The following is an 18,901-nucleotide window of genomic DNA, read 5'->3' as shown; positions in this document are numbered from 1 at the left end:
AATGCATGAATATGGATTCTAAAAAACAACTCTACATCATTAGTGGTTGTAATGGTGCTGGTAAGACTACGGCATCTTATACTGTGTTGCCGGATGTTTTGGAATGCAAGGAGTTTGTCAATGCGGATGAAATAGCTCGTGGATTATCTCCTTTTAATCCCGAAAGTATGGCCATTGAAGCCGGACGGTTGATGTTGCAAAGAATCAATGAATTGCTGAAAAATCAACAAAACTTTTCTATAGAAACCACACTTGCCACAAGATCTTACACTCGCCTTGTCCATCGTGCACAAGAACAAGGATATAAAGTTAATTTAATATATTTCTGGCTGAGTTCGCCCGACTTGGCTATTCAGCGTGTAGCCCAACGTGTACGTAATGGTGGACACGACATTCCCAAAGAGGTTGTGCTCCGGCGTTATCAAGCAGGCATTGATAACTTTTTCAATATTTATATGCCTTGTGTGGACTATTGGCTATTGGCAGATAATAGCGAAACACCCCGTATAATTGTTGCTGAAGGTGGACGAGGAATGGAAATGCATATACATCACATTGAACGATTTAATAAAATACAAAGTTATGTCAGAGAATGAACGAAAAGAACTAAGCGAAAAGTTACATTTCGGTTTGGCATTAGCCGAACGTCGTATGCTTGAAGAAAAAGCATTGCGCAATGAATGCATTATACAAGGCTTGCCCAATGGAGAGATTAAAAGTGTACCGGCACGTATCATACTGCGTAGACTTTATGGAGAAGAGCTGAAACGATAGAAATATCCTCTCTTCAATAAACAGCAAACCTGAATTGTCTGCACGACACGAGAGCCAGTGCGGATTACAAAAGTACATTCTTTATTCCCCTGAATTATAATAAAAAATATATCCACTCAGTCTTCGTTATTCTATGTAGACTATATTCTCTTACAAGAAGACTTCCTCATTACGTTTTTGACATGCTCCAAACAGTAGTTTTTCATAGCTATAGAATTCTTTACTCCAATTACTTTGTATTTGGAATAATCTCCATTTATAAGATAGAGACAATTACATGGTGTTCTATGCATAAAATGGATAAATAGGTAGGATAGTATTTATGTAACCATTATAAATTCAATAGTATTTTACATAAGGGTTTACATTCTCATAGATGGAATAAACAACACGAGTAAATAATTGACAAAAAGCAACTAAATGATAGATATTGACAAAGCCCTTCTAGTTTTTGAGAAAAAAGATCCTAACGTTATGATTATAGCACATCAGTACAGAATTAAACACCTTCAAATCAGGATATTACCATTACAAATAGTATCATATAAGTAGATTGTCATTTACAGTGGATATGTATAGAGTATCTTCTCTAGAGGAATACTTTATTTCAGGAGCTCTTTTTGTTTATTTTGTATTGCTTATTATCAACAATATAGACATATTGTAGTTCCGCGAAAACTCTGGTGATTTCGTTTGTTGGTATGCAAACCCAAGAAGTAACGATTAAACCTCATGTAAAGGTAATTTTGAAATCCGATTCTGAGCTGCTTGAAGAGGTTGTAGTTACCGGTTACGGTACATTTAAGAAAGCATCGTTTACCGGAGCTGCTTCTACTGTAAACACTTCCACCTTGGAAGATGTACCTGTTCTTTCTGTTGCCGACAAACTTTCTGGTAATGTCGCTGGTGTTACTTTTGGCTCAAGTTCAAGTAATCCGGGTTCTGTAAGCAGTATCCGTGTACGTGGTATGGGTTCCATCAATGCCGGAAACAATCCGCTTTATGTTATTGACGGAACACCGGTCACAAGTGGAGACTTATCCGAGTTCACTTATAGTGATGCAGGAACTGATATTTTGTCTTCACTCAATACCAATGACATCGAGTCTATCACAGTTATCAAAGATGCGGCTGCTGCCTCTCTTTACGGCTCGCGTGCTGCTAACGGTGTTGTGGTCATTACGACGAAAAGCGGAAAACAAGGCAAAACAAATGTAAGTTTCCGTTCCGACTGGGGTTTCTCAAACATGGCAATAGATTATCGTCCTATGCTCGACGGTGACTCGCGCCGCGAACTCTTATGGACCGGTCTCAAGAATTACGGGTTATACACCGGAAACATGTCCGATGCAGATGCCGCAACTTTTGCAGACCAGAACATCGAGGATTTTGCTTCAAAACCCTCGACCGGATGGACGGATTGGAAAGACCTGCTTTTCCGTAACGGTTCTCATCAGAACTACCAGTTGAGCGTATCTGGCGGTAACGACCGTACCAAGTTCTACACCTCAGCTGCTTATACCAATCAGGAAGGTATCATTTACAAACAAGGTCTGGAACGTTTCACTGGTAATGCAAACCTCACTCATAAGTTTGGAGACTTTGAAGTTCAGGTTACAAGCCAATTCTCAAAAGTAAGACAAAACAAAACTAATGAAGCTACCTCCTATGATGGACCTGTGGCCAATTACGCATTCTTCCAAAGCCCCTCATCAACCCCTTATAATGAAGACGGCACATTAAACAATGGTTGCGGCGTATTTGGAGTCAATCCTTTGTATGAAAGAGAACACAGCTCTGACGTTTATACCCTGATGAAGGCATTCAATACAATCAAGTTGACCTACAATATTTGGGACAAGTTGAATTTAAGTGAAAAGATTGCTTATGATTACGCACAAGGAACCAATGACGTTCTTTGGGACAGACACTCAAACAATGGTGCCCCCGGTGGTGTCATGCAGCGTATCGTCAATCGTAATGACCAGCTGAATACACAAACCCAGCTCTCTTACATCAACTCTTTCGGTCTGCACAATATTGACGCCCTGCTTGGTTTTGAAACACAAGATACGGAATATGCTTTCAACTACATGGCAGGCCAAGACTATCCGGGTGATTTGTACGAATTGACAAATGCCGGTTCAACAAGTGCCGAAACCAACAGACAGAGCTATCGCATGACTTCGTTCCTCGGACGTGCCAATTATAACTACGCAGACAGATATTATCTCGGTCTCAGCTATCGTACCGACGGAAGTTCACGTCTGGCAAGAGAAAACCGTTGGGGAAGTTTCTGGTCGGTTTCCGGAGCATGGAGATTCATAGACGAAAGTTTCCTGAATCCTGTCAAGAATGTATTGACAGATGGAAAGCTCCGTGTGTCATACGGTGTAAACGGAACGCAACCATCAGACTATTACGCTTATATGAATCTTTATAAATACGGAATCATATACAATGGACAGTCAGGAATGTCCATCGTCGGAATTGCAAACCCGGACCTGAAATGGGAAAAGAACAAAACATGGAATATCGGTCTCGACCTTTCATTCATCGACCGTATCTCTGTAACATTCGACTACTATCAGCGTAAAACCAGCGACCTTATATATGACCTCCCCGTATCACAAGTCGGCGGATATTATGATGGCAATTATGGGTATACCACCCCGCAAAACATCGGTTCACTGAAGAACTCCGGTTTTGAGTTGACCATTACATCAACCAATTTCAGAAACAAGGATTTCACGTGGACCACTTCTCTGAACATGGCACACAACAGCAACAAACTGACCAAATTGGATGGCCAGCAGAATGAAATCGTATCAGGACCGCTGATTCACCGTGTAGGCGAACCTTACTATTCATACTATGTTTATGAATACGCCGGAGTCGACGCCGAGACCGGTAAAGAAATGTTCTATCTGAATGACGGAACAGAGAATGCCCGCAAGACAACTACAAATATCTCTGAAGCCAACAAAACTATTGTAGGCAGGCATCAGGCTAGTATAGAAGGTGGTCTTACCAACAACCTCAAATGGAAGTTTATCGACTTGGGCTTCACTTTCACTTATTCATTGGGTGGTGATGCTTTTGACTACTCCACTTGGCAGCACTCCAATGGCGGTTCACATCTATACGGTGGTGCCGTACCGACATACTACGACATCTCAAAGATGTGGACCGGCCCGGGCGACACGAATGCCACATTGCCTAAATTTGAATATGGAAGCGTAGCTTCACTGTCTTCACGCTGGCTGATGCCTACTGATTATCTACGTCTGAAGAACCTCACATTAGGTGTAAGCATTCCGCAAAACTATATCAACAAGCTTGGACTTAGCAAGGCAAGAATTTACTTCTCGGGGTCCAACCTGCTTACATGGAAATCTAAAGACTTATTTGTAGATCCGGAAATGCGTGTAGACGGACTATGCACATTTGAGACTCCGGCATTGAGAACATATACATTCGGAATAGAATTGAATTTCTAACTAATAAAGATACGAAAATGAAAATATTAAAGACATTATACACAGCAACGCTTTGCGCAGCTATGGCAGTCAGCACTTCATCATGCCTCAACAGTTGGCTGGATCAGTCACCCGCAGACGGAATAGATGCTGAAACCGCAATCAAGAACAGCGATGATTTGGCCAATGTGCGGACGGGACTTTATGCTGCCGTTAAAGGTAACAGTAGCCTGATTAATTATTATGGACGCCTCATGTTCGTATACGGTGACATGAGAGGGGAAGATATCCAATATGAATATAACGGTGGAAGTGGAAGAGCAAACTTCTACTACTATATGGAATATACAACTGCCGACAATTTCACCACCTCAACAGCCGTATGGCAGATGCCTTATGTAGTCATAGCACGCGCCAACCGTCTGATTCAGGCAGCAGAAAGTGGCAACCTGACCGACGCGGCAGAGGCAAAAGCCACTATTGACCAATATGATGCAGAAGCAAAAGTTCTGCGCGCCATGGCACTGTTTGACCTTACACGTATCTACGGTAAACCTTATACGGTAGATCAAGGCAGCTCACCCGGTGTGCCCATCGCTACCTCCCCGCTGGAATCGACAGAAAAGCCAAGCCGCAGCACGGTAGCCCAATGTTATGAGGCTATTGAAAAGGATTTGACAGATGCAATCAACTCAAATGCACTGCCCAAAACCAATGAAGTGGGTTATGTCAACCTTTGGGCTGCCAAAGCCTTGCAGGTACGTGTATATATGACAAAAGGCGAATGGAGCAAGGCTTTATCCGTAGCTGAAGACATCATATCAAACTCGTCTTACAAACTTTGGGAACCGTCAGAATATGTTGCTGCATGGAGCAAAAGTGATGCCAATCATTCAAAAGAAATCATGTTCGAGATTTCCATCAACAACAATACTGACTGGACAGACCGTGAAGGTATTGCCTACTTATATGCAGACAAGGCTGGCGCTTCTCCCGGATATGGAGATGTAATTGTCACAAAAGACTTCTCTGACATGCTTACATCCGACCCGGCAGACATCCGTAACGACATATTATTGGCAGCGGCAGCAGGAGGATTTGACAAACGTAAAGTTTACATCAACAAAATGCCTGCTGTAAACGGAGATGTACGTTACTCCAATGTCCCATTGCTGCGCTTGTCAGAAGTTTACTTGTCAGCAGCAGAAGCAGCTTTCCAAGCCGGAGACAAGAACAAGGCTGCCAACTTGCTGAACGATATCATCTCCAACCGCACAACGGATGAAAGCAAACAAGTAACCAGCGGAAACATCACATTAGACCGCATCTACATCGAACGCCGCAAGGAACTTGTAGGTGAAGGACAGCGCTACTTCGATGTTATGCGCCGAGGTGAAACCGTTACACGCTACACGGACGTTAATGACAGAGGATGGCACGACGTATTGAGCGAAGAAGCGCGTACATTCAACCGCGACTCCAAGAAAGCGCTCCCGTTGATTCCCGTCGGTGAAATCAATGCCAATCCGAACATAGAACAAAATCCAGGCTATTAATCAATAGTAGCCTAAAGAAACTTGGGAATTTTCCCAATGTGTTTTTATAAATAAAGTGTTTAGAGGAGGTGTGCCAGTGATGGTATGCCTCCTTCTTTCAATATATCCACCAATATAGGTTTCACTCCGCTGACAAAACACTCAACGGCAATAACCATCAGGATAAGTCCCATTAGGCGCATCATCACATTGTTTCCCGTCTCACCCAAAATTTTGACCAACCGCGTGGAAGCACGCAATATGAAAAAGGTAATCAGATAAATAAAGGCAATCATTCCTATAAGAACTCCTTTCATCTGAATGGTGTGGGCATCCTGCATCAGCACAATGGCATTGGCTATGGCACCGGGACCACAAAGCATCGGAATTCCAAGAGGAGTAATGGAAATATCATCGGCATAAGTCTTGATTTCCTCGTCTTTCAGCTTCATTGGAGTATAACGGGCTTGCAGCATATCGAAGCCAATCTTAAAGATAATAACTCCACCGGCAATACGGAAACCATTGGTAGAGATACCGAAGAACTTAAAGAGGAACTGTCCCGCAAACGTAAAGACCATAATCGTAATAAAGGCAACCAAAGTGGCGCGCGATACTACCGACTGCCGTTCACGGTCCGTCATTCCATGCGTCATGGTCAAAAACACCGGCATGGTGCCGAGAGGGTTTGTCAACGTAAAGAAGGAGGTAAAACAAAGTAGAGCGAAAGGTAAGATTGTGTCCATAGCTGTATAATATACGTTTCTGCAGACAAAAGTACAATTAAAAATTTCAATGTCACAAAATCTGCATCAATTCTTTCAGATTACTGATATGATAAGTCGGTTGAAAAGGCAGTTCTTCCTTCCCGGTTACATTATAAAACACTTGGTGCATACCCACTCCTTTGGCTCCTATCACATCATTTTCCCAACTATCGCCTATCATCAAAGAATCATGCACCTCGGATTGTGTGGCAGAAAGTGCAAAATGAAAGATTTCGGGCCAGGGCTTCAAGATACCGATGTCATCAGAGAGAACAATCTTCTTAAAAAAGCGGTCGATACCTGCCGAACGCATCTTATGACATTGCAGTTCTTGGAAACCATTGGAAAGGATATAGAGGTTATATTTCCCCGCCAAATATTCCAGCACCTCATAAGCATGCGGCATCAGCCGATTTTTTGTGGGAATGACCGAAAAGAAATCATCAGAAAAAGCCTCAGCCAAAGCAACATCCCTCGCCCCTACTGCCTCCAGAGGATATAGGAAACGCTGGCGGTTCAACTCTTCCTTACTGACCTGCCCTCTACCGTATTCTTCCCAGAGTTCTGTATTACGATGCTGATAAAGAGTATAGAAATGCAGGAAAGAGCGAAAGAAACGACCATAGTCATACTTGTGATACATTTCTTCGAATGTATCACGTGCATTAAGGGAAAATGCCCAAAGCGTATCGTCCAGATCAAAAAAGAGGTTTTTATATTGAGATGCCATAACTTAAAGGAAAGGTATATATAAAAATAGACGCAGATTATCAATTCCAATAACCTGCGTCCGTTCTGTATCAATCTTATAACAGTGTTATTTTACTTGGATTACCAAATACTTGGACACACTCCAGAAGTCTTTCGGATTTGTAATCTTCAAAGTCAGCTGTCCTTTATCATCTTTCTCCAACGCATAAGAGCCAGCAGGATGAGTGGTCAAGATATCAGCATCTTTGGAGTATAGTTTAATCTCTTTTGTCGTACGGATATCCACTTGTGTAAAGTAGTCCTTGTTGATATCAGAATCTTTCAGCACCTGGCCTTTTTTGAAAAGTCCGGTATTTGTCAATATCTTCTGGTCCTTCAACTCTTTCTTCGTACCAAATACAAACCAAGCCGTATTGAGTGCCTTATCTTGTTCGGCAACGGTTTGAGCCTTCGCCTCATTTTCGGCAGTCAATTCTTCTTTCTCAGTAGACAAACCGGTTACGGCAGCATCCAGTTCCTGGATACGGATATTCTTGGAAGCCAGCTCAGCCTGCAATTCCTCGATACGCTGGGTCTTTGCCACCAACTCCTGAGTCAGGGACTCCACAGCCCTCTTCAACTGGGCAGAGTTATTTTTACTGTTCTTCAGCATGGACTGTAATTTGGCAATCTGTTCCTTGTTCTCTTCCATCTGCTTACGGATAAATTCAATATCCGACGCAATCTGCTGCTTGGCATTCAAAGAGCCTTCTGCCACAGCACCACGCTGCAAATCCACACGGCTCTCTGCTGCATTAATCTGGCGGAATCCCTCTGAAATATCATTGAAAGTGCCCATCATCTCGTCCAATTCAGCATTACGCTGAGTCAGTTCCATCAATAAAGAATCATTTTCAGCTTTCAGCTGGTTCTTACTGCCACCAGAGAAGCTGTCACACGAAGCCATTACAGCCGCGCATACAATTAAAACTGCTAACTTTTTCATACGCTTTCGTTTTACGTTTGGTTAATGAAGTTATTTAATCGTCTATTCCTGTTACTACAATCACAATTTCACCGCGCGGTTCGTTCGCCGTGAAATGTTCAATCAATTCTGTAAGCGTTCCACGCACCGTTTCTTCGTGCATCTTTGAGATTTCCCGCGAAACAGAAGCCTGACGTTCGGCACCGAAATGTTCGGCAAACTGCGTCAAAGCTTTTACCAATCTGTGGGGAGACTCATAGAACACCATGGTACGACACTCCTCGGCCAATGCCTTCAGGCGGGTCATCCTTCCTTTCTTCTGTGGAAGGAAACCTTCAAAACAGAACTTCTCATTCGGCAGTCCGGAAGCCACCAATGCCGGTACAAAAGCTGTCGCTCCCGGCAAGCATTGCACTTCGATGCCGTTACGCACACACTCTCTGACTACCAGAAAGCCCGGGTCGGATATACCTGGCGTACCTGCATCCGAAATCAAAGCTACAGTTTCTCCCCCCTTTATTCTATTAACAACACTTTCAACCGTTTTATGTTCATTAAATTTATGGTGAGATTGCATCGCATTCTTTATTTCGAAGTGTTTCAGCAATATGCCGGAGGTACGTGTATCCTCAGCAAGAATCAAATCCACTTCTTTCAGAATCCGGATAGCACGGAATGTCATATCTTCCAAATTTCCTACCGGGGTAGGCACTACATAAAGTTTTCCCATACTTATCGGTCGTTTAGCTGAAATATTTTTTGAGGAGTTCCATAAAATCGACGGCGGCTTCATTTTCTTCATCCGGGTGCACTTCCGAAGCAAAAATATCCATAGCCTTGTCCAAAGAAGGAGCCTCACCCAAACGTCGTACCACTTCATTCATCCGTGCAGCATCGCCTGCGAACAGTTCGCGGACAAAACGGAATGAATCGTTCAGACTGATGGCATGTTTCAAATCCTTGGCAGGCTTGATGCGTTCTGCCAAAATAGGAACTGTTTCCGGTTCCTCACATACCATCTTCACTGTATCAGGAATAACCGATTCGACCGGAGAAACCGGTTCGGTCAAAGGAGTAGTAACAGCAGGGGGTTCCTCCAGGGGCGACACAACAGCCGTTGGCGCCTCCTCAAGCAGTTCTTGCAACGCCTCCAAGCGTGCCTTCATCTGCTGGATATTCCGTTTTGCCACAATCTTCAATGTCGGATTGGCATCACTTGAAATGGCCTGCATCAAACATTTCAATTCCTGAATATCTAATTCTATGTCGTTTAATAGGGTTTGCATATCCTTTACACAGTCCGTGTTAACGCTACAAATGTAGAAATAAATAATGAAAAAATATCGGAAAGCAAACAAAAGTGTTACTTTTGCGCTTAAATATAACACTTGAAAACATGGTATTATTTTCAGAAGATCATATACAGGAAACCAAACGCAGGGGAAGAATTGAGGTCATTTGCGGTTCCATGTTCTCCGGCAAAACCGAAGAGCTGATAAGGAGACTGAAACGGGCAAAATTTGCCAAACAACGCGTAGAGATATTCAAGCCTGCCATAGACACCCGTTATTCCGAAGCCGATGTCGTATCGCATGACAGTCATTCCATAGCCTCCACTCCCATCGACTCGTCTGCCAGCATTCTGCTCTTCACTTCAGAGATAGATGTAGTGGGCATTGACGAAGCCCAGTTCTTTGACAGTGGCCTGATTGATGTATGCAACCAGCTTGCCAACAATGGTATACGCGTCATTGTTGCCGGACTGGACATGGACTTCCGGGGTATTCCATTCGGTCCTATGCCGGGACTGTGTGCCATTGCAGACGAAGTTTCCAAAGTACATGCCATCTGTGTGAAATGCGGCCAACTCGCCTCGTTCTCCCACCGTACCGTCAAGAACGACAAACAAGTACTGCTGGGGGAAACCGAAGAGTATGAACCGCTATGCCGAGAGTGCTATCAGCAAGCCATCCAAGCCGACCAAAAGGAAAGCGGTCATTAACAAATACAAAAAACAGAGCATTATGGAACGCAAAAAGATTACATTCGACAGTTTTATCCGCGGTGTCATACTCGGTGTCATCATTATCGGCATCCTTATGCTCTTCAAGCGTTTGAGCGGCGTATTGCTGCCATTCTTCATCGCATGGCTCATAGCCTATCTGATTTACCCCCTGGTCACCTTCTTCCAGTACAGATTAAGGCTCAAGAACCGGGTCATATCCATTTTCTGCGCCTTGTTCAGTATTCTGATTGTAGGAGGAACCGCCTTCTATCTGCTTGTGCCTCCCATGATGGACGAATTCGTCAGGGTAAAAGATTTGGTAATAGACTACTTTTCCAACGGAACCCACGACGGCAATGTGCCCAAAACACTCTCTGAATTCCTCCGTGAGAACATAGACACCCAGTTCGTCACCCAATTGTTCAAGGAAGAGAATATGCTGAACGCCATCAAGGAAACCGTTCCCCGGCTCTGGTCCTTGTTGTCAGAATCCGTCAATCTGCTGTTCAGCTTCTTCACTTTCTTCCTCATTCTTCTCTATATAGTTTTCATATTGCTGGATTACGAAAGCATTGCCGAAGGATGGACCCACCTGGTACCGCAAAAATACCGGCCTTTCGTAGTCAGTGTGATGAACGATGTAAAAGACGGCATGAACAGATACTTCCGCGGACAAGCATTCGTGGCATTGTGTGTAGGTATTCTGTTCAGTATAGGTTTTCTGATTATTGATTTCCCACTGGCCATTGGGCTCGGCTTGTTCATCGGTGCTTTAAACCTAGTGCCCTATTTACAGATTATCGGCTTTATACCTACCATCGTGCTGGCCATACTGAAAGCAGCGGATACGGGAGGAAACTTCTGGATTATCATTGCATCGGCCCTTGCGGTATTCATCATAGTACAAGCCATTCAAGACGGATTCATCGTACCGCGTGTCATGGGGAAAATTACGGGCCTGAACCCTGCCATCATCCTACTGTCTTTATCGATTTGGGGGTCATTGATGGGGATGCTGGGTATGATTATAGCACTTCCGCTTACCACCCTTATGCTCTCCTACTATCAACGTTTCATCATAAACAGAGAAAAAATTCACAAGTTTGAACAGACTGATAATCAACAAGAAGAGTAAAAGCAGAAGTCGTTCTCAAAACTTTTTCCCTTAATCCATTTGTTTTTTAAACAAAAGTAGCTATCTTTGCACCCGCTTAACAGCAATAAGGTCTGATTCGCTAGCTCAGCAGGTAGAGCACAACACTTTTAATGTTGGGGTCTTGGGTTCGAGCCCCAAGCGGATCACTGAAAACAAAAGAAAAATCAAGCAAATCCCTGATAATCAGACATTATCAGGGACTTCTTTTTTTCTAGCAGGTAGCAGAAAATAGCCGTTTCAAGCATATTATCGGTGGATAAATCGTGGGACTAAAATTTAGTTCAAAAAAGTCCCACGAATTTGGATCTTTCTCACTGATTCATAGCTTTTTGCATAGACTTACTTTGGAAGAGAATACATAGTTTTGTAACTCTAAAAACGATGTAAAAATGGCTCGTAAATCATTTTCTGTTTTGTTCTTCATCAAGAAAGGCAAATTATTAAAGAACGGAGAAGCACCCGTGTGCATGAGAATCACTGTAAACGGCTGTATGGTAGATATTTCTATCAAAAGAAGCTGTCCCGTAAACCTATGGAATCAGGCTAAAGAGAATTCAAAAGGCAAAGACCGTATGTCGGTGGAACTGAATCACTACTTAGAAATCACACGCTCCCACGTACACCAAATTTATAGAGAACTGGAAACTTCCGGCAAGGTTATCACTGTTGATCTTGTGAGAAAGTTGTTTTATGGTGTGGACGAAGATAACAAAACACTATTGCAGGTATTCAGAGAGCATAACGAACAAAGCCGTAAGCTAATCGGTAAGGACTTCGTAAGTAAGACCGTTCAACGGTATGAAACCACTACCCGATATTTGGAAGAATTCATTAAGAAAGAATATCAGTTATCGGATATTGCCCTAAATAACTTGGAAGTCAACTTCATTTCTAAGTTCGATGCTTTTTTGAAGATTGAAAAAGGTTGTGCGCAGAATTCAGCTATCACCCGATTGAAGAATTTGAAGAAGATTATCCGTATTGCTTTGGAAAACGACTGGATAAAGAAAGATCCGTTTGCTTACTACCGCTTCAAACTGGAAGAAACCGATCCTGAATTTCTGACAATGGACGAGATTAAAATCATTCTCGCTAAAGAGTTCACAATTAAACGAGTAGAACAGGTACGGGATGTTTTTGTCTTTTGCATTTTTACAGGTTTGGCGTTCAGCGATGTGAAAGATTTATCACCTGAACACTTGGTAAAAGACAACAAAGGGGAACTTTGGATAAGGAAGAACCGCCAAAAGACAAAAATTATGTGTAATATTCCTGTGTTACCTGTGGCAGCTTCTATACTTGAAAAGTATAAAAATGTGGCAGAATGTACCGGGAAACTTTTGCCTGTATTAAGCAATCAGCGCATGAACAGTTATTTGAAAGAGATTGCCGATGTATGCGGGTTGCAGAAAAATCTGTGTACACATTCAGCCCGTCACAGCTATGCCACAAGCATTTGCCTTGCAAATGGCGTGAGTATGGAGAATGTTGCCAAGATGTTAGGTCATGCAGATACCAGTGTAACAAAACACTATGCACGGGTACTGGATCAGAATATCCTAAAGGATATGCAGAAAGTGAATAGCTGTTTGTCGGAATTGGCTATATAATAAAGACAATAGTTAATATAGAAAAAGGATTGGGAAGAATGAATTTCATTTTCTCAATCCTTTTTTAAGGTAAGTTTTCCAGAACTCAATATGAAGCATTGACAAAGGTAAGTTCCGTATTTAGCCTGTTCAAGTCCAAGCCTTCGGTTTAGATAAAAATCTTCCTCTCATTACATTCGAGCGTATTTTTATCTAAAGACTTGCACAGACTAAATACTTCACTGGAAAAGTCAATGATTCAAATTAAATTCCGAAAAACAATGTTTTCGAGGGTGGCAGGTTATTCTTTCCAACTGTCAAAGTAGTGTTTTTGAAGCAACTTATCAATATCACTTTGTCGATAGATAATTTTGCCTTTTATCTGAATAAAAGGGATTAGCCCTGTATCTCTCCATTCTTGCAAGGTTCGCAAACTGACATTCAGCTTCTTAGAAACCTCATGGTTGGAAAGAAAACGTTCCCCGTTCAGGTGGGGTTTGTAATGCTTGACAATGGATTCAATACCGTTTAGCATTGAATCAAGAGAAGAAATAAATTCCTTGACTTGCGGTGTATCTCTATTTATTAGTTCCATAATTGAAAGATTGTTTTATTAAAATATTGATTTCAAGATTGCTAGATAGCTAATTACGCAGATAGTCACCCAGTGATGAAATGCTAAGTACATCTTTTGCCAGATCATAATCTATATAAAGCCGTTTGGATGCAGTGGCAATAAAATACTGGCTACCATCTTGCTGTATCTCATAAGTAGTGGGTGAAGCCTGTTTGGTAGTTTCCGATACATATATAATAGAAAGGAGATACTCTTTGTCGCTCCGATAGATGATAACCGTAGGATTCAGATTAATGCTTTCCCATGTGCCAACAATGGAAAACAGGTTAAAAGACGGATAATCTTTTCTAATTCTTTTCATAAGACGTGATTTGTTTAGGTGATTGATTCTGTATTTCACAGTCTGAAATAATCTTTTCAATATCAGCAGATTTGTAATAAATCTTGCTGCCGATTTGAGAATAAGCCAGCCGCCCGCTACTTCTATAATATTGCAGCGTTCGTTTACTAAAGCCTAACAACAGGCACACTTCCTGACTATCCAGCCAGTTTTCTACTTTCTGGTTGTGAGTGCTGCACAAACTTTCTATTCGTTTGGCAAACTCGGTGAACCGTTCGCAGACATACGAAAAGGTTCTCTTTTCAATGGTTACTACTTCCATACTTTTAATTTAAAATGTTTCATAAAACGTATTGATTCTATTTTCATCGGCAAATGAAAGAAGAATTAAGAACCGTTTTCAAAACTGTCTGGAAGTGGTAGAATGTGACTATATATGGCTTCTTCCAAAAATTTAAAAGCCAGATATATAATTGAAATATGCTTTGTTATTAGGAAATACTAGATTAATATCAAAAGTAGATTTTAAGTCTCCACACCTGCGCTATGCTTCGGGTTATATTCTAGTTTAAAACTTGCACAAACTGGATAATACACTGATAGAGTTAATGTTATTAATCCGTCTCAGAAAAAATATTTTATTGAATCGAGCTGTTTAATAAGCCCAACCTTTGAGCAATATTAACAGCTTCAATAGAATTGTTTGCTTTTAATTTTAATAGTATGTTTTGCCTATGAGTGTTTATTGTATTGATACTAACATTTAAAGAGTTTGCAATTTCTTTGCTTAATAAGCCTTGTTTCATTAATTGCAAGACGCTCAACTCCCTATTGGTCAATGGTTCTTCTAAGGTATCTGACAAATCAATAAATATCTGTTCTCCTGTTTCAAAATTATATAGGTGGCTTTTGGTTATTTCTGATTCATGACTTGCATCAACATCAATAACCGAAAGCATAAGCCAAATATTACCAGATTTATCCAATTCTATTGCTTGCTCCTGTTCAATAATACGGATATATTCACCACGTACATTTTTTACTCTCATCTCATGTACCATCTTGTGCTTCATTTTTTCTTCTGCGGAAAGACTACTTAATAAAGAGTAGATTTTCTTTCTAACAAGCAAGCCGTAATATATATCACCCGGATGAATAATTTCTAAGACTGGTTCATGTCCATTGATAAATAACCTTTCAGAGTCAATTCCGTATGATTGAGGGATATTATTTGATACAAAAACGAATTTTTTAGTACAGCAATCAAAGACCAGCACAATACTATGAGTTAATTCCGACAATTTGAGCCAATCTGCTTTTTTCCGTTCTATAACAGAGTAATCCAACTCGTTGATAAAAGCACTTGATGTTGGCAGAATATTTTCGACTGCTTTTTCTATTTTATCTATTGATTCATTTTTCATACCTCACATTTTCAGTCCATTAAGTCTTTCCTCATTATAAATGACTATTGTAACAGTTAAGGCTTGCCTGTAACTTTGCACAAAGTTAATAAATTAATAATGAATAACATGTGTAGGGTTACATATAGTTATTCATGCCAATAATAAACAATTAAAAACTATCAATTATGATTCAGAAAGTTAAGTTAATAACACGTGAAGGTAAAAAAGTTATGGGCTACCGAGTTACTGTTACTTCGGATTTTCATTCTAACATAGAGAATATATGGGATAAAATTCAAGATATTGATACTTTGAGAGAAATTTGTAAACCTAAAGCTAGTTTTATTGCTTGTGATGATTCTCCTATACAGTGGAAAGAAGGCAAAACTTTTGTTTTCAAAATGTACTTGCATGGCTTTTTGCCAGTAGGTAGGCATACAATTAATGTTGTCAAGATGGATAAAACGTCACGAGAAATAGATACAAAAGAATATGATAATACTGTAGTCATTTGGAATCACTATATTAAGATGGAAGAAATAAGCCAACAAGTAACCCGATATACTGACACTGTGGATTTATATGCAGGTTGTTTAACGTCTATTACTGCATGGTGGACTTTAAAATTCTATAAGCATAGACAACGTAAATGGCAAAAGATAGCTAAGAGTTTATAAATTCATATAGAGCGATAAAAACAGAAAGCCATGTCAGATTGGGATTTAACTGAAAAACGTATATATAAATTGCTAAGACATCCATACCAATTAGATAAGTCTGTTGTTGAAGATATGGCTTCTGCTTATTTGGAATTTGTGGAGGAACTCTTTGATTACCTGAATAGAATAGGTGACAATAAAATACGTATTAGACAGCTTAATATGAGCTATATTGACTTTGGAACACTTAAAGCGTTGGAAGAATCATGTCCTACAGAAAACAGTAAGTTGAAATTAGTTTTTCTAGATAAGTTGTTATCGTTGATAAATATGGAACAGGAATTAATTTATCGACAGATGGAATACCCCAAATTCTTTATTAATATTGAATCTGAATGGAAATCACCATTTTATCTAAATAATGAAGTAATAAAACTCGTAGATATGATGGAGCTAGTTTGTGGCATTTTCTATATATCGGATGGTGTTATTCGCATAGATCATAAGGAAATCTTTCTTAGTGATGTAGCTCGTATCTTTGAAAAGATGTTTAATATAAATTTTGGTGATATTTATAAGAAAGAAAGTGCAGTAATCAAACGAAAGCCAATGAAAACAACTGAATTTCTCGATAGGTTGAAAGCCGCCATTATCCAGAAGAGTAAAGAAGAAGGTTACTATCATTCATAAAGTAATTTGATCTGAAAATCAATTATATACATGCAATTTATGGGGGAGTACCACTGGTATTCCTCTAACTTATTTGCAATCATTTGCCGAACTTTGCTTCATCAATCGATTGAAAACAAGAATGTTGAACTTAAAAATTAAGCAAAATGTATATAGATAACGAAAACTTCGAGAGGTGGATGGAAAAACTATCCAAGAAACTCACCGAAATCGGACAAGACTTGAAATCACTCATCAATACTGATACGGTACTAGATGATAATGAGAAGATTCTCGATAATCAAGATTTAGCTTTTCTCCTGAAAGTATCTTTCCGAACTCTTCAACGCTACAGAGTAAATAAACAACTTCCCTATTTCACTATCGGAAGGAAAACCTATTATCGGGCTGTAGATATTCGAGCTTTTGTTCGTGAACGTGCCGATTCTCAAACCTACAAGCAGTTTGAAAAAGCCAATCAGTTGGATAATCAACCTTGATAGCAAAAAGTAGCAGAGGAAAGAAGCCTGTGTTCAGGCTATTCCTTTGTGCCATCACCCCGATTTAGCACAAACTGCCTCACCTATCGGTTCAGCCCGTTTCGCTAAATTGAGCAAGAGGGAACTGGACAAGTCCTGTTCTTCCCTCTCGCCCTGCGGGGCAAAGCCTTCGGCTTTAGCGTGTTACAAGAACACGCTGTAATGACACCTGTAATAAGCATTTTCTTTGCAATGCTTATTATCAGGTATTTATCTATTCATATTTCCATAAAAAAGTAATTACCATGCCAAACAGCAGTCGAAAAACGATATTCACTACCATTTCCATAGACAAGGAAACGGCAGCTTTGGTAGAGAAGATATGCAAACGCTATTCACTGAAAAAGAGTGAAGTTGTAAAACTGGCGTTCGGGTATATAGATAAGGCGCATATCAACCCATCCGAAACACCTGAATCCGTAAAATCAGAACTGGCGAAAATAAATAAGAGACAGGATGATATTATCCGGTTCATCCGTCACTACGAGGAAGAACAACTGAATCCCATGATACGGGTTACAAATTCTATTGCTTTGCGTTTCGATGCTATTGGCAAAACTTTGGAAACTCTAATTCTCTCCCAATTGGAAGCCAGTCAGGAGAGACAAACAGCCGTGCTTAAAAAGCTAAGTGAGCAGTTCGGCAATCATGCTGATGTAATAAACAACCAATCCAAAAAGATTAACGCACTCTACCAGATACATCAACGAGATTATAAAAGGTTACTTCAACTGATACAACTCCATTCAGAACTATCTGCTTGCGGTGTGATGGATAGTAAGAAGAAAGAGAACCTAAAGTCTGAAATCAGCAATCTGATAAACACATAGAGCCATGCATATAGATTTTGCCCCGCCATCGGGTGGAACATATAACAATGCAGGAAGTAGCCGACAATTAGTCTCTTACATGGAGCATGAGGATTTGGAGCGGATGGAGAAAGGAATCTATACCGATGGCTTTTTCAACCTGATGGATGATAATATCTATAAATCAAAGGTTATTAAGGATATAGACGGCAATATCGGGCAACTCCTAAAAACGGATGCTAAGTTTTACGCTATCCATATCAGCCCATCGGAAAGTGAACTTCGGGCAATGGGGAACACCGAGCAAGAGAAAGCCGAAGCGATGAAGCGGTATATCAGGGAAGTATTCATTCCTGAATATGCCAATAATTTCAACAAAGGGCTATCCGAAGCAGATATAAAGTTTTACGGCAAGATTCATTTCGACCGTAGTCGTTCCGACAACAAGCTGAATATCCACTGTCATTTGATTGTGAGCCGGAAAGACCAAGCTAACAAAAAGAAGCTATCACCGCTCACCAATCATAAGAATACCAAGAAAGGAACAGTAACAGGAGGTTTTGACCGTGTGAACCTATTCCAACAGGCGGAACAGGGCTTTGATAAACTGTTTGATTATAAACGTCAACTAGTAGAATCATTCGACTATTGCAACACTATGAAGAACGGCACTATATTTGAAAGGCTCAATTTGCAAGGACAAGAACTTCAATCCAATGATAAAAAAACAGCAATCGATCAAGATAGCAATCAAGAAAACTTATTTTCTATCAAGCTTGAAAGCAAGGAAATAGACCATACATCTTGCAATACAGGCAATAATATTGATAAAGAAAAAGATAATCGAATTCCCACCCACCGATCTAATAATCAAGAAAGGTAGTGTAAAATAAACTGTGTCACGCATTATTTATCTCTAGAA

The 18,901-nt window shown here is 40.6% G+C and carries 21 protein-coding genes and 1 tRNA gene; 13 read left to right on the top strand and 9 right to left on the bottom strand.

Annotated elements, in window-relative coordinates:
* Nucleotides 1–11 precede the first annotated feature (11 nt).
* From DW896_RS20425 to DW896_RS20410, 4 genes are all read left to right on the top strand, one after another.
* A complete protein-coding gene (locus DW896_RS20425) occupies nt 12–596 on the top strand; it encodes a zeta toxin family protein (RefSeq protein ID WP_034533105.1) in 585 nt (194 codons plus the stop codon).
* Complete coding sequence (locus DW896_RS20420; protein WP_008665776.1) at nt 583–774, top strand: hypothetical protein; 192 nt, start codon at nt 583–585, stop codon at nt 772–774. Before DW896_RS20425 ends, DW896_RS20420 begins: the two co-directional genes overlap by 14 nt.
* Nucleotides 775–1,454: 680 nt before the next feature.
* Nucleotides 1,455–4,274, top strand: coding sequence for a SusC/RagA family TonB-linked outer membrane protein (locus tag DW896_RS20415; RefSeq protein WP_227741095.1), 2,820 nt, complete (start codon nt 1,455–1,457; stop codon nt 4,272–4,274).
* Between the two features lie 17 nt (nt 4,275–4,291).
* Nucleotides 4,292–5,809: a RagB/SusD family nutrient uptake outer membrane protein gene (locus DW896_RS20410; protein WP_008665784.1), complete on the top strand. Its 1,518-nt coding sequence runs from the start codon at nt 4,292–4,294 to the stop codon at nt 5,807–5,809.
* Between the two features lie 59 nt (nt 5,810–5,868).
* On the opposite strand, the gene DW896_RS20405 is transcribed toward DW896_RS20410, so the two are convergent.
* From DW896_RS20405 to DW896_RS20385, 5 genes are all read right to left on the bottom strand, one after another.
* A complete protein-coding gene (locus DW896_RS20405) occupies nt 5,869–6,534 on the bottom strand; it encodes a MarC family protein (protein WP_008665785.1) in 666 nt (221 codons plus the stop codon).
* A 52-nt stretch (nt 6,535–6,586) separates the two neighbouring features.
* Nucleotides 6,587–7,285 (bottom strand): YjjG family noncanonical pyrimidine nucleotidase, encoded by a 699-nt coding sequence (locus DW896_RS20400; RefSeq protein WP_008665786.1) that lies wholly within the window; start codon nt 7,283–7,285, stop codon nt 6,587–6,589.
* An 87-nt stretch (nt 7,286–7,372) separates the two neighbouring features.
* On the bottom strand, nt 7,373–8,251 hold the full coding sequence (locus DW896_RS20395; protein ID WP_005835026.1) for a hypothetical protein: 879 nt from the start codon (nt 8,249–8,251) through the stop codon (nt 7,373–7,375).
* Nucleotides 8,252–8,285: 34 nt separating this feature from the next.
* Nucleotides 8,286–8,960, bottom strand: a complete 675-nt coding sequence (rsmI, locus tag DW896_RS20390; protein WP_008665787.1) for a 16S rRNA (cytidine(1402)-2'-O)-methyltransferase — start codon at nt 8,958–8,960, stop codon at nt 8,286–8,288.
* Nucleotides 8,961–8,973: 13 nt separating this feature from the next.
* A complete protein-coding gene (locus DW896_RS20385) occupies nt 8,974–9,516 on the bottom strand; it encodes a hypothetical protein (RefSeq protein ID WP_009037212.1) in 543 nt (180 codons plus the stop codon).
* 110 nt (nt 9,517–9,626) lie between these two features.
* Here DW896_RS20385 and DW896_RS20380 point away from each other — a divergent pair, with 110 nt between their 5' ends.
* The 4 genes from DW896_RS20380 (at nt 9,627) to DW896_RS20365 (ending at nt 13,001) form a co-directional block, all read left to right on the top strand.
* On the top strand, nt 9,627–10,232 hold the full coding sequence (locus DW896_RS20380) for a thymidine kinase (protein WP_005828444.1): 606 nt from the start codon (nt 9,627–9,629) through the stop codon (nt 10,230–10,232).
* 22 nt (nt 10,233–10,254) lie between these two features.
* On the top strand, nt 10,255–11,370 hold the full coding sequence (locus tag DW896_RS20375; protein WP_009037213.1) for an AI-2E family transporter: 1,116 nt from the start codon (nt 10,255–10,257) through the stop codon (nt 11,368–11,370).
* A gap of 94 nt (nt 11,371–11,464) precedes the next feature.
* Nucleotides 11,465–11,537: transfer RNA gene (locus DW896_RS20370), tRNA-Lys, on the top strand.
* 243 nt (nt 11,538–11,780) lie between these two features.
* The gene (locus tag DW896_RS20365) at nt 11,781–13,001 is read left to right on the top strand and encodes a site-specific integrase (protein ID WP_009037214.1); all 1,221 of its coding nucleotides are present in this window, start codon (nt 11,781–11,783) and stop codon (nt 12,999–13,001) included.
* A 280-nt stretch (nt 13,002–13,281) separates the two neighbouring features.
* On the opposite strand, the gene DW896_RS20360 is transcribed toward DW896_RS20365, so the two are convergent.
* From DW896_RS20360 to DW896_RS20345, 4 genes are all read right to left on the bottom strand, one after another.
* Nucleotides 13,282–13,575 (bottom strand): helix-turn-helix domain-containing protein, encoded by a 294-nt coding sequence (locus DW896_RS20360; RefSeq protein WP_009037215.1) that lies wholly within the window; start codon nt 13,573–13,575, stop codon nt 13,282–13,284.
* Nucleotides 13,576–13,624: 49 nt separating this feature from the next.
* The gene (locus tag DW896_RS20355) at nt 13,625–13,918 is read right to left on the bottom strand and encodes a DUF3876 domain-containing protein (protein WP_034528874.1); all 294 of its coding nucleotides are present in this window, start codon (nt 13,916–13,918) and stop codon (nt 13,625–13,627) included.
* Nucleotides 13,905–14,219, bottom strand: coding sequence for a helix-turn-helix domain-containing protein (locus DW896_RS20350; RefSeq protein WP_009037217.1), 315 nt, complete (start codon nt 14,217–14,219; stop codon nt 13,905–13,907). Before DW896_RS20350 ends, DW896_RS20355 begins: the two co-directional genes overlap by 14 nt.
* Nucleotides 14,220–14,535: 316 nt before the next feature.
* Complete coding sequence (locus DW896_RS20345) at nt 14,536–15,321, bottom strand: LuxR C-terminal-related transcriptional regulator (RefSeq protein WP_009037218.1); 786 nt, start codon at nt 15,319–15,321, stop codon at nt 14,536–14,538.
* 167 nt (nt 15,322–15,488) lie between these two features.
* On the opposite strand from DW896_RS20345, the gene DW896_RS20340 reads away from it, so the two are divergent.
* The 5 genes from DW896_RS20340 (at nt 15,489) to DW896_RS20315 (ending at nt 18,862) form a co-directional block, all read left to right on the top strand.
* Entirely contained in the window at nt 15,489–15,980 is a 492-nt protein-coding gene (locus DW896_RS20340) for a hypothetical protein (RefSeq protein ID WP_009037219.1), read from the top strand.
* A 30-nt stretch (nt 15,981–16,010) separates the two neighbouring features.
* Nucleotides 16,011–16,652, top strand: a complete 642-nt coding sequence (locus tag DW896_RS20335; protein ID WP_009037220.1) for an RteC domain-containing protein — start codon at nt 16,011–16,013, stop codon at nt 16,650–16,652.
* A 146-nt stretch (nt 16,653–16,798) separates the two neighbouring features.
* Nucleotides 16,799–17,131, top strand: a complete 333-nt coding sequence (locus DW896_RS20330; RefSeq protein ID WP_004293690.1) for a helix-turn-helix domain-containing protein — start codon at nt 16,799–16,801, stop codon at nt 17,129–17,131.
* A gap of 284 nt (nt 17,132–17,415) precedes the next feature.
* Nucleotides 17,416–18,000 carry a BfmA/BtgA family mobilization protein gene (locus DW896_RS20320; protein WP_009037221.1) on the top strand — a complete coding sequence of 195 codons (585 nt, stop codon included), beginning with the start codon at nt 17,416–17,418 and terminating at the stop codon, nt 17,998–18,000.
* A 4-nt stretch (nt 18,001–18,004) separates the two neighbouring features.
* Nucleotides 18,005–18,862 carry a DUF5712 family protein gene (locus tag DW896_RS20315; RefSeq protein WP_220392994.1) on the top strand — a complete coding sequence of 286 codons (858 nt, stop codon included), beginning with the start codon at nt 18,005–18,007 and terminating at the stop codon, nt 18,860–18,862.
* Nucleotides 18,863–18,901: the final 39 nt, after the last annotated feature.

The sequence above is a fragment of the Bacteroides sp. AM41-16 genome, assembly GCF_003603495.1.
GTDB lineage: Bacteria > Bacteroidota > Bacteroidia > Bacteroidales > Bacteroidaceae > Bacteroides > Bacteroides uniformis.
This window is presented reverse-complemented; position numbering and strand designations above follow the sequence as displayed.

Bases quoted from the DNA above. Each gene is read 5' to 3' on its own strand.
- DW896_RS20355 (WP_034528874.1), bottom strand. From the start codon at position 13,918: ATGAAAAGAATTAGAAAAGATTATCCGTCTTTTAACCTGTTTTCCATT.
- DW896_RS20410 (WP_008665784.1), top strand. From the start codon at position 4,292: ATGAAAATATTAAAGACATTATACACAGCAACGCTTTGCGCAGCTATG.
- DW896_RS20420 (WP_008665776.1), top strand. From the start codon at position 583: ATGTCAGAGAATGAACGAAAAGAACTAAGCGAAAAGTTACATTTCGGT.
- DW896_RS20345 (WP_009037218.1), bottom strand. From the start codon at position 15,321: ATGAAAAATGAATCAATAGATAAAATAGAAAAAGCAGTCGAAAATATT.
- DW896_RS20335 (WP_009037220.1), top strand. From the start codon at position 16,011: ATGTCAGATTGGGATTTAACTGAAAAACGTATATATAAATTGCTAAGA.
- DW896_RS20405 (WP_008665785.1), bottom strand. From the start codon at position 6,534: ATGGACACAATCTTACCTTTCGCTCTACTTTGTTTTACCTCCTTCTTT.
- DW896_RS20340 (WP_009037219.1), top strand. From the start codon at position 15,489: ATGATTCAGAAAGTTAAGTTAATAACACGTGAAGGTAAAAAAGTTATG.
- DW896_RS20425 (WP_034533105.1), top strand. From the start codon at position 12: ATGGATTCTAAAAAACAACTCTACATCATTAGTGGTTGTAATGGTGCT.
- DW896_RS20395 (WP_005835026.1), bottom strand. From the start codon at position 8,251: ATGAAAAAGTTAGCAGTTTTAATTGTATGCGCGGCTGTAATGGCTTCG.
- DW896_RS20315 (WP_220392994.1), top strand. From the start codon at position 18,005: ATGCATATAGATTTTGCCCCGCCATCGGGTGGAACATATAACAATGCA.
- DW896_RS20365 (WP_009037214.1), top strand. From the start codon at position 11,781: ATGGCTCGTAAATCATTTTCTGTTTTGTTCTTCATCAAGAAAGGCAAA.
- DW896_RS20320 (WP_009037221.1), top strand. From the start codon at position 17,416: ATGCCAAACAGCAGTCGAAAAACGATATTCACTACCATTTCCATAGAC.
- DW896_RS20380 (WP_005828444.1), top strand. From the start codon at position 9,627: ATGGTATTATTTTCAGAAGATCATATACAGGAAACCAAACGCAGGGGA.
- DW896_RS20350 (WP_009037217.1), bottom strand. From the start codon at position 14,219: ATGGAAGTAGTAACCATTGAAAAGAGAACCTTTTCGTATGTCTGCGAA.
- DW896_RS20400 (WP_008665786.1), bottom strand. From the start codon at position 7,285: ATGGCATCTCAATATAAAAACCTCTTTTTTGATCTGGACGATACGCTT.
- DW896_RS20330 (WP_004293690.1), top strand. From the start codon at position 16,799: ATGTATATAGATAACGAAAACTTCGAGAGGTGGATGGAAAAACTATCC.
- DW896_RS20375 (WP_009037213.1), top strand. From the start codon at position 10,255: ATGGAACGCAAAAAGATTACATTCGACAGTTTTATCCGCGGTGTCATA.
- DW896_RS20360 (WP_009037215.1), bottom strand. From the start codon at position 13,575: ATGGAACTAATAAATAGAGATACACCGCAAGTCAAGGAATTTATTTCT.
- DW896_RS20385 (WP_009037212.1), bottom strand. From the start codon at position 9,516: ATGCAAACCCTATTAAACGACATAGAATTAGATATTCAGGAATTGAAA.
- rsmI (WP_008665787.1), bottom strand. From the start codon at position 8,960: ATGGGAAAACTTTATGTAGTGCCTACCCCGGTAGGAAATTTGGAAGAT.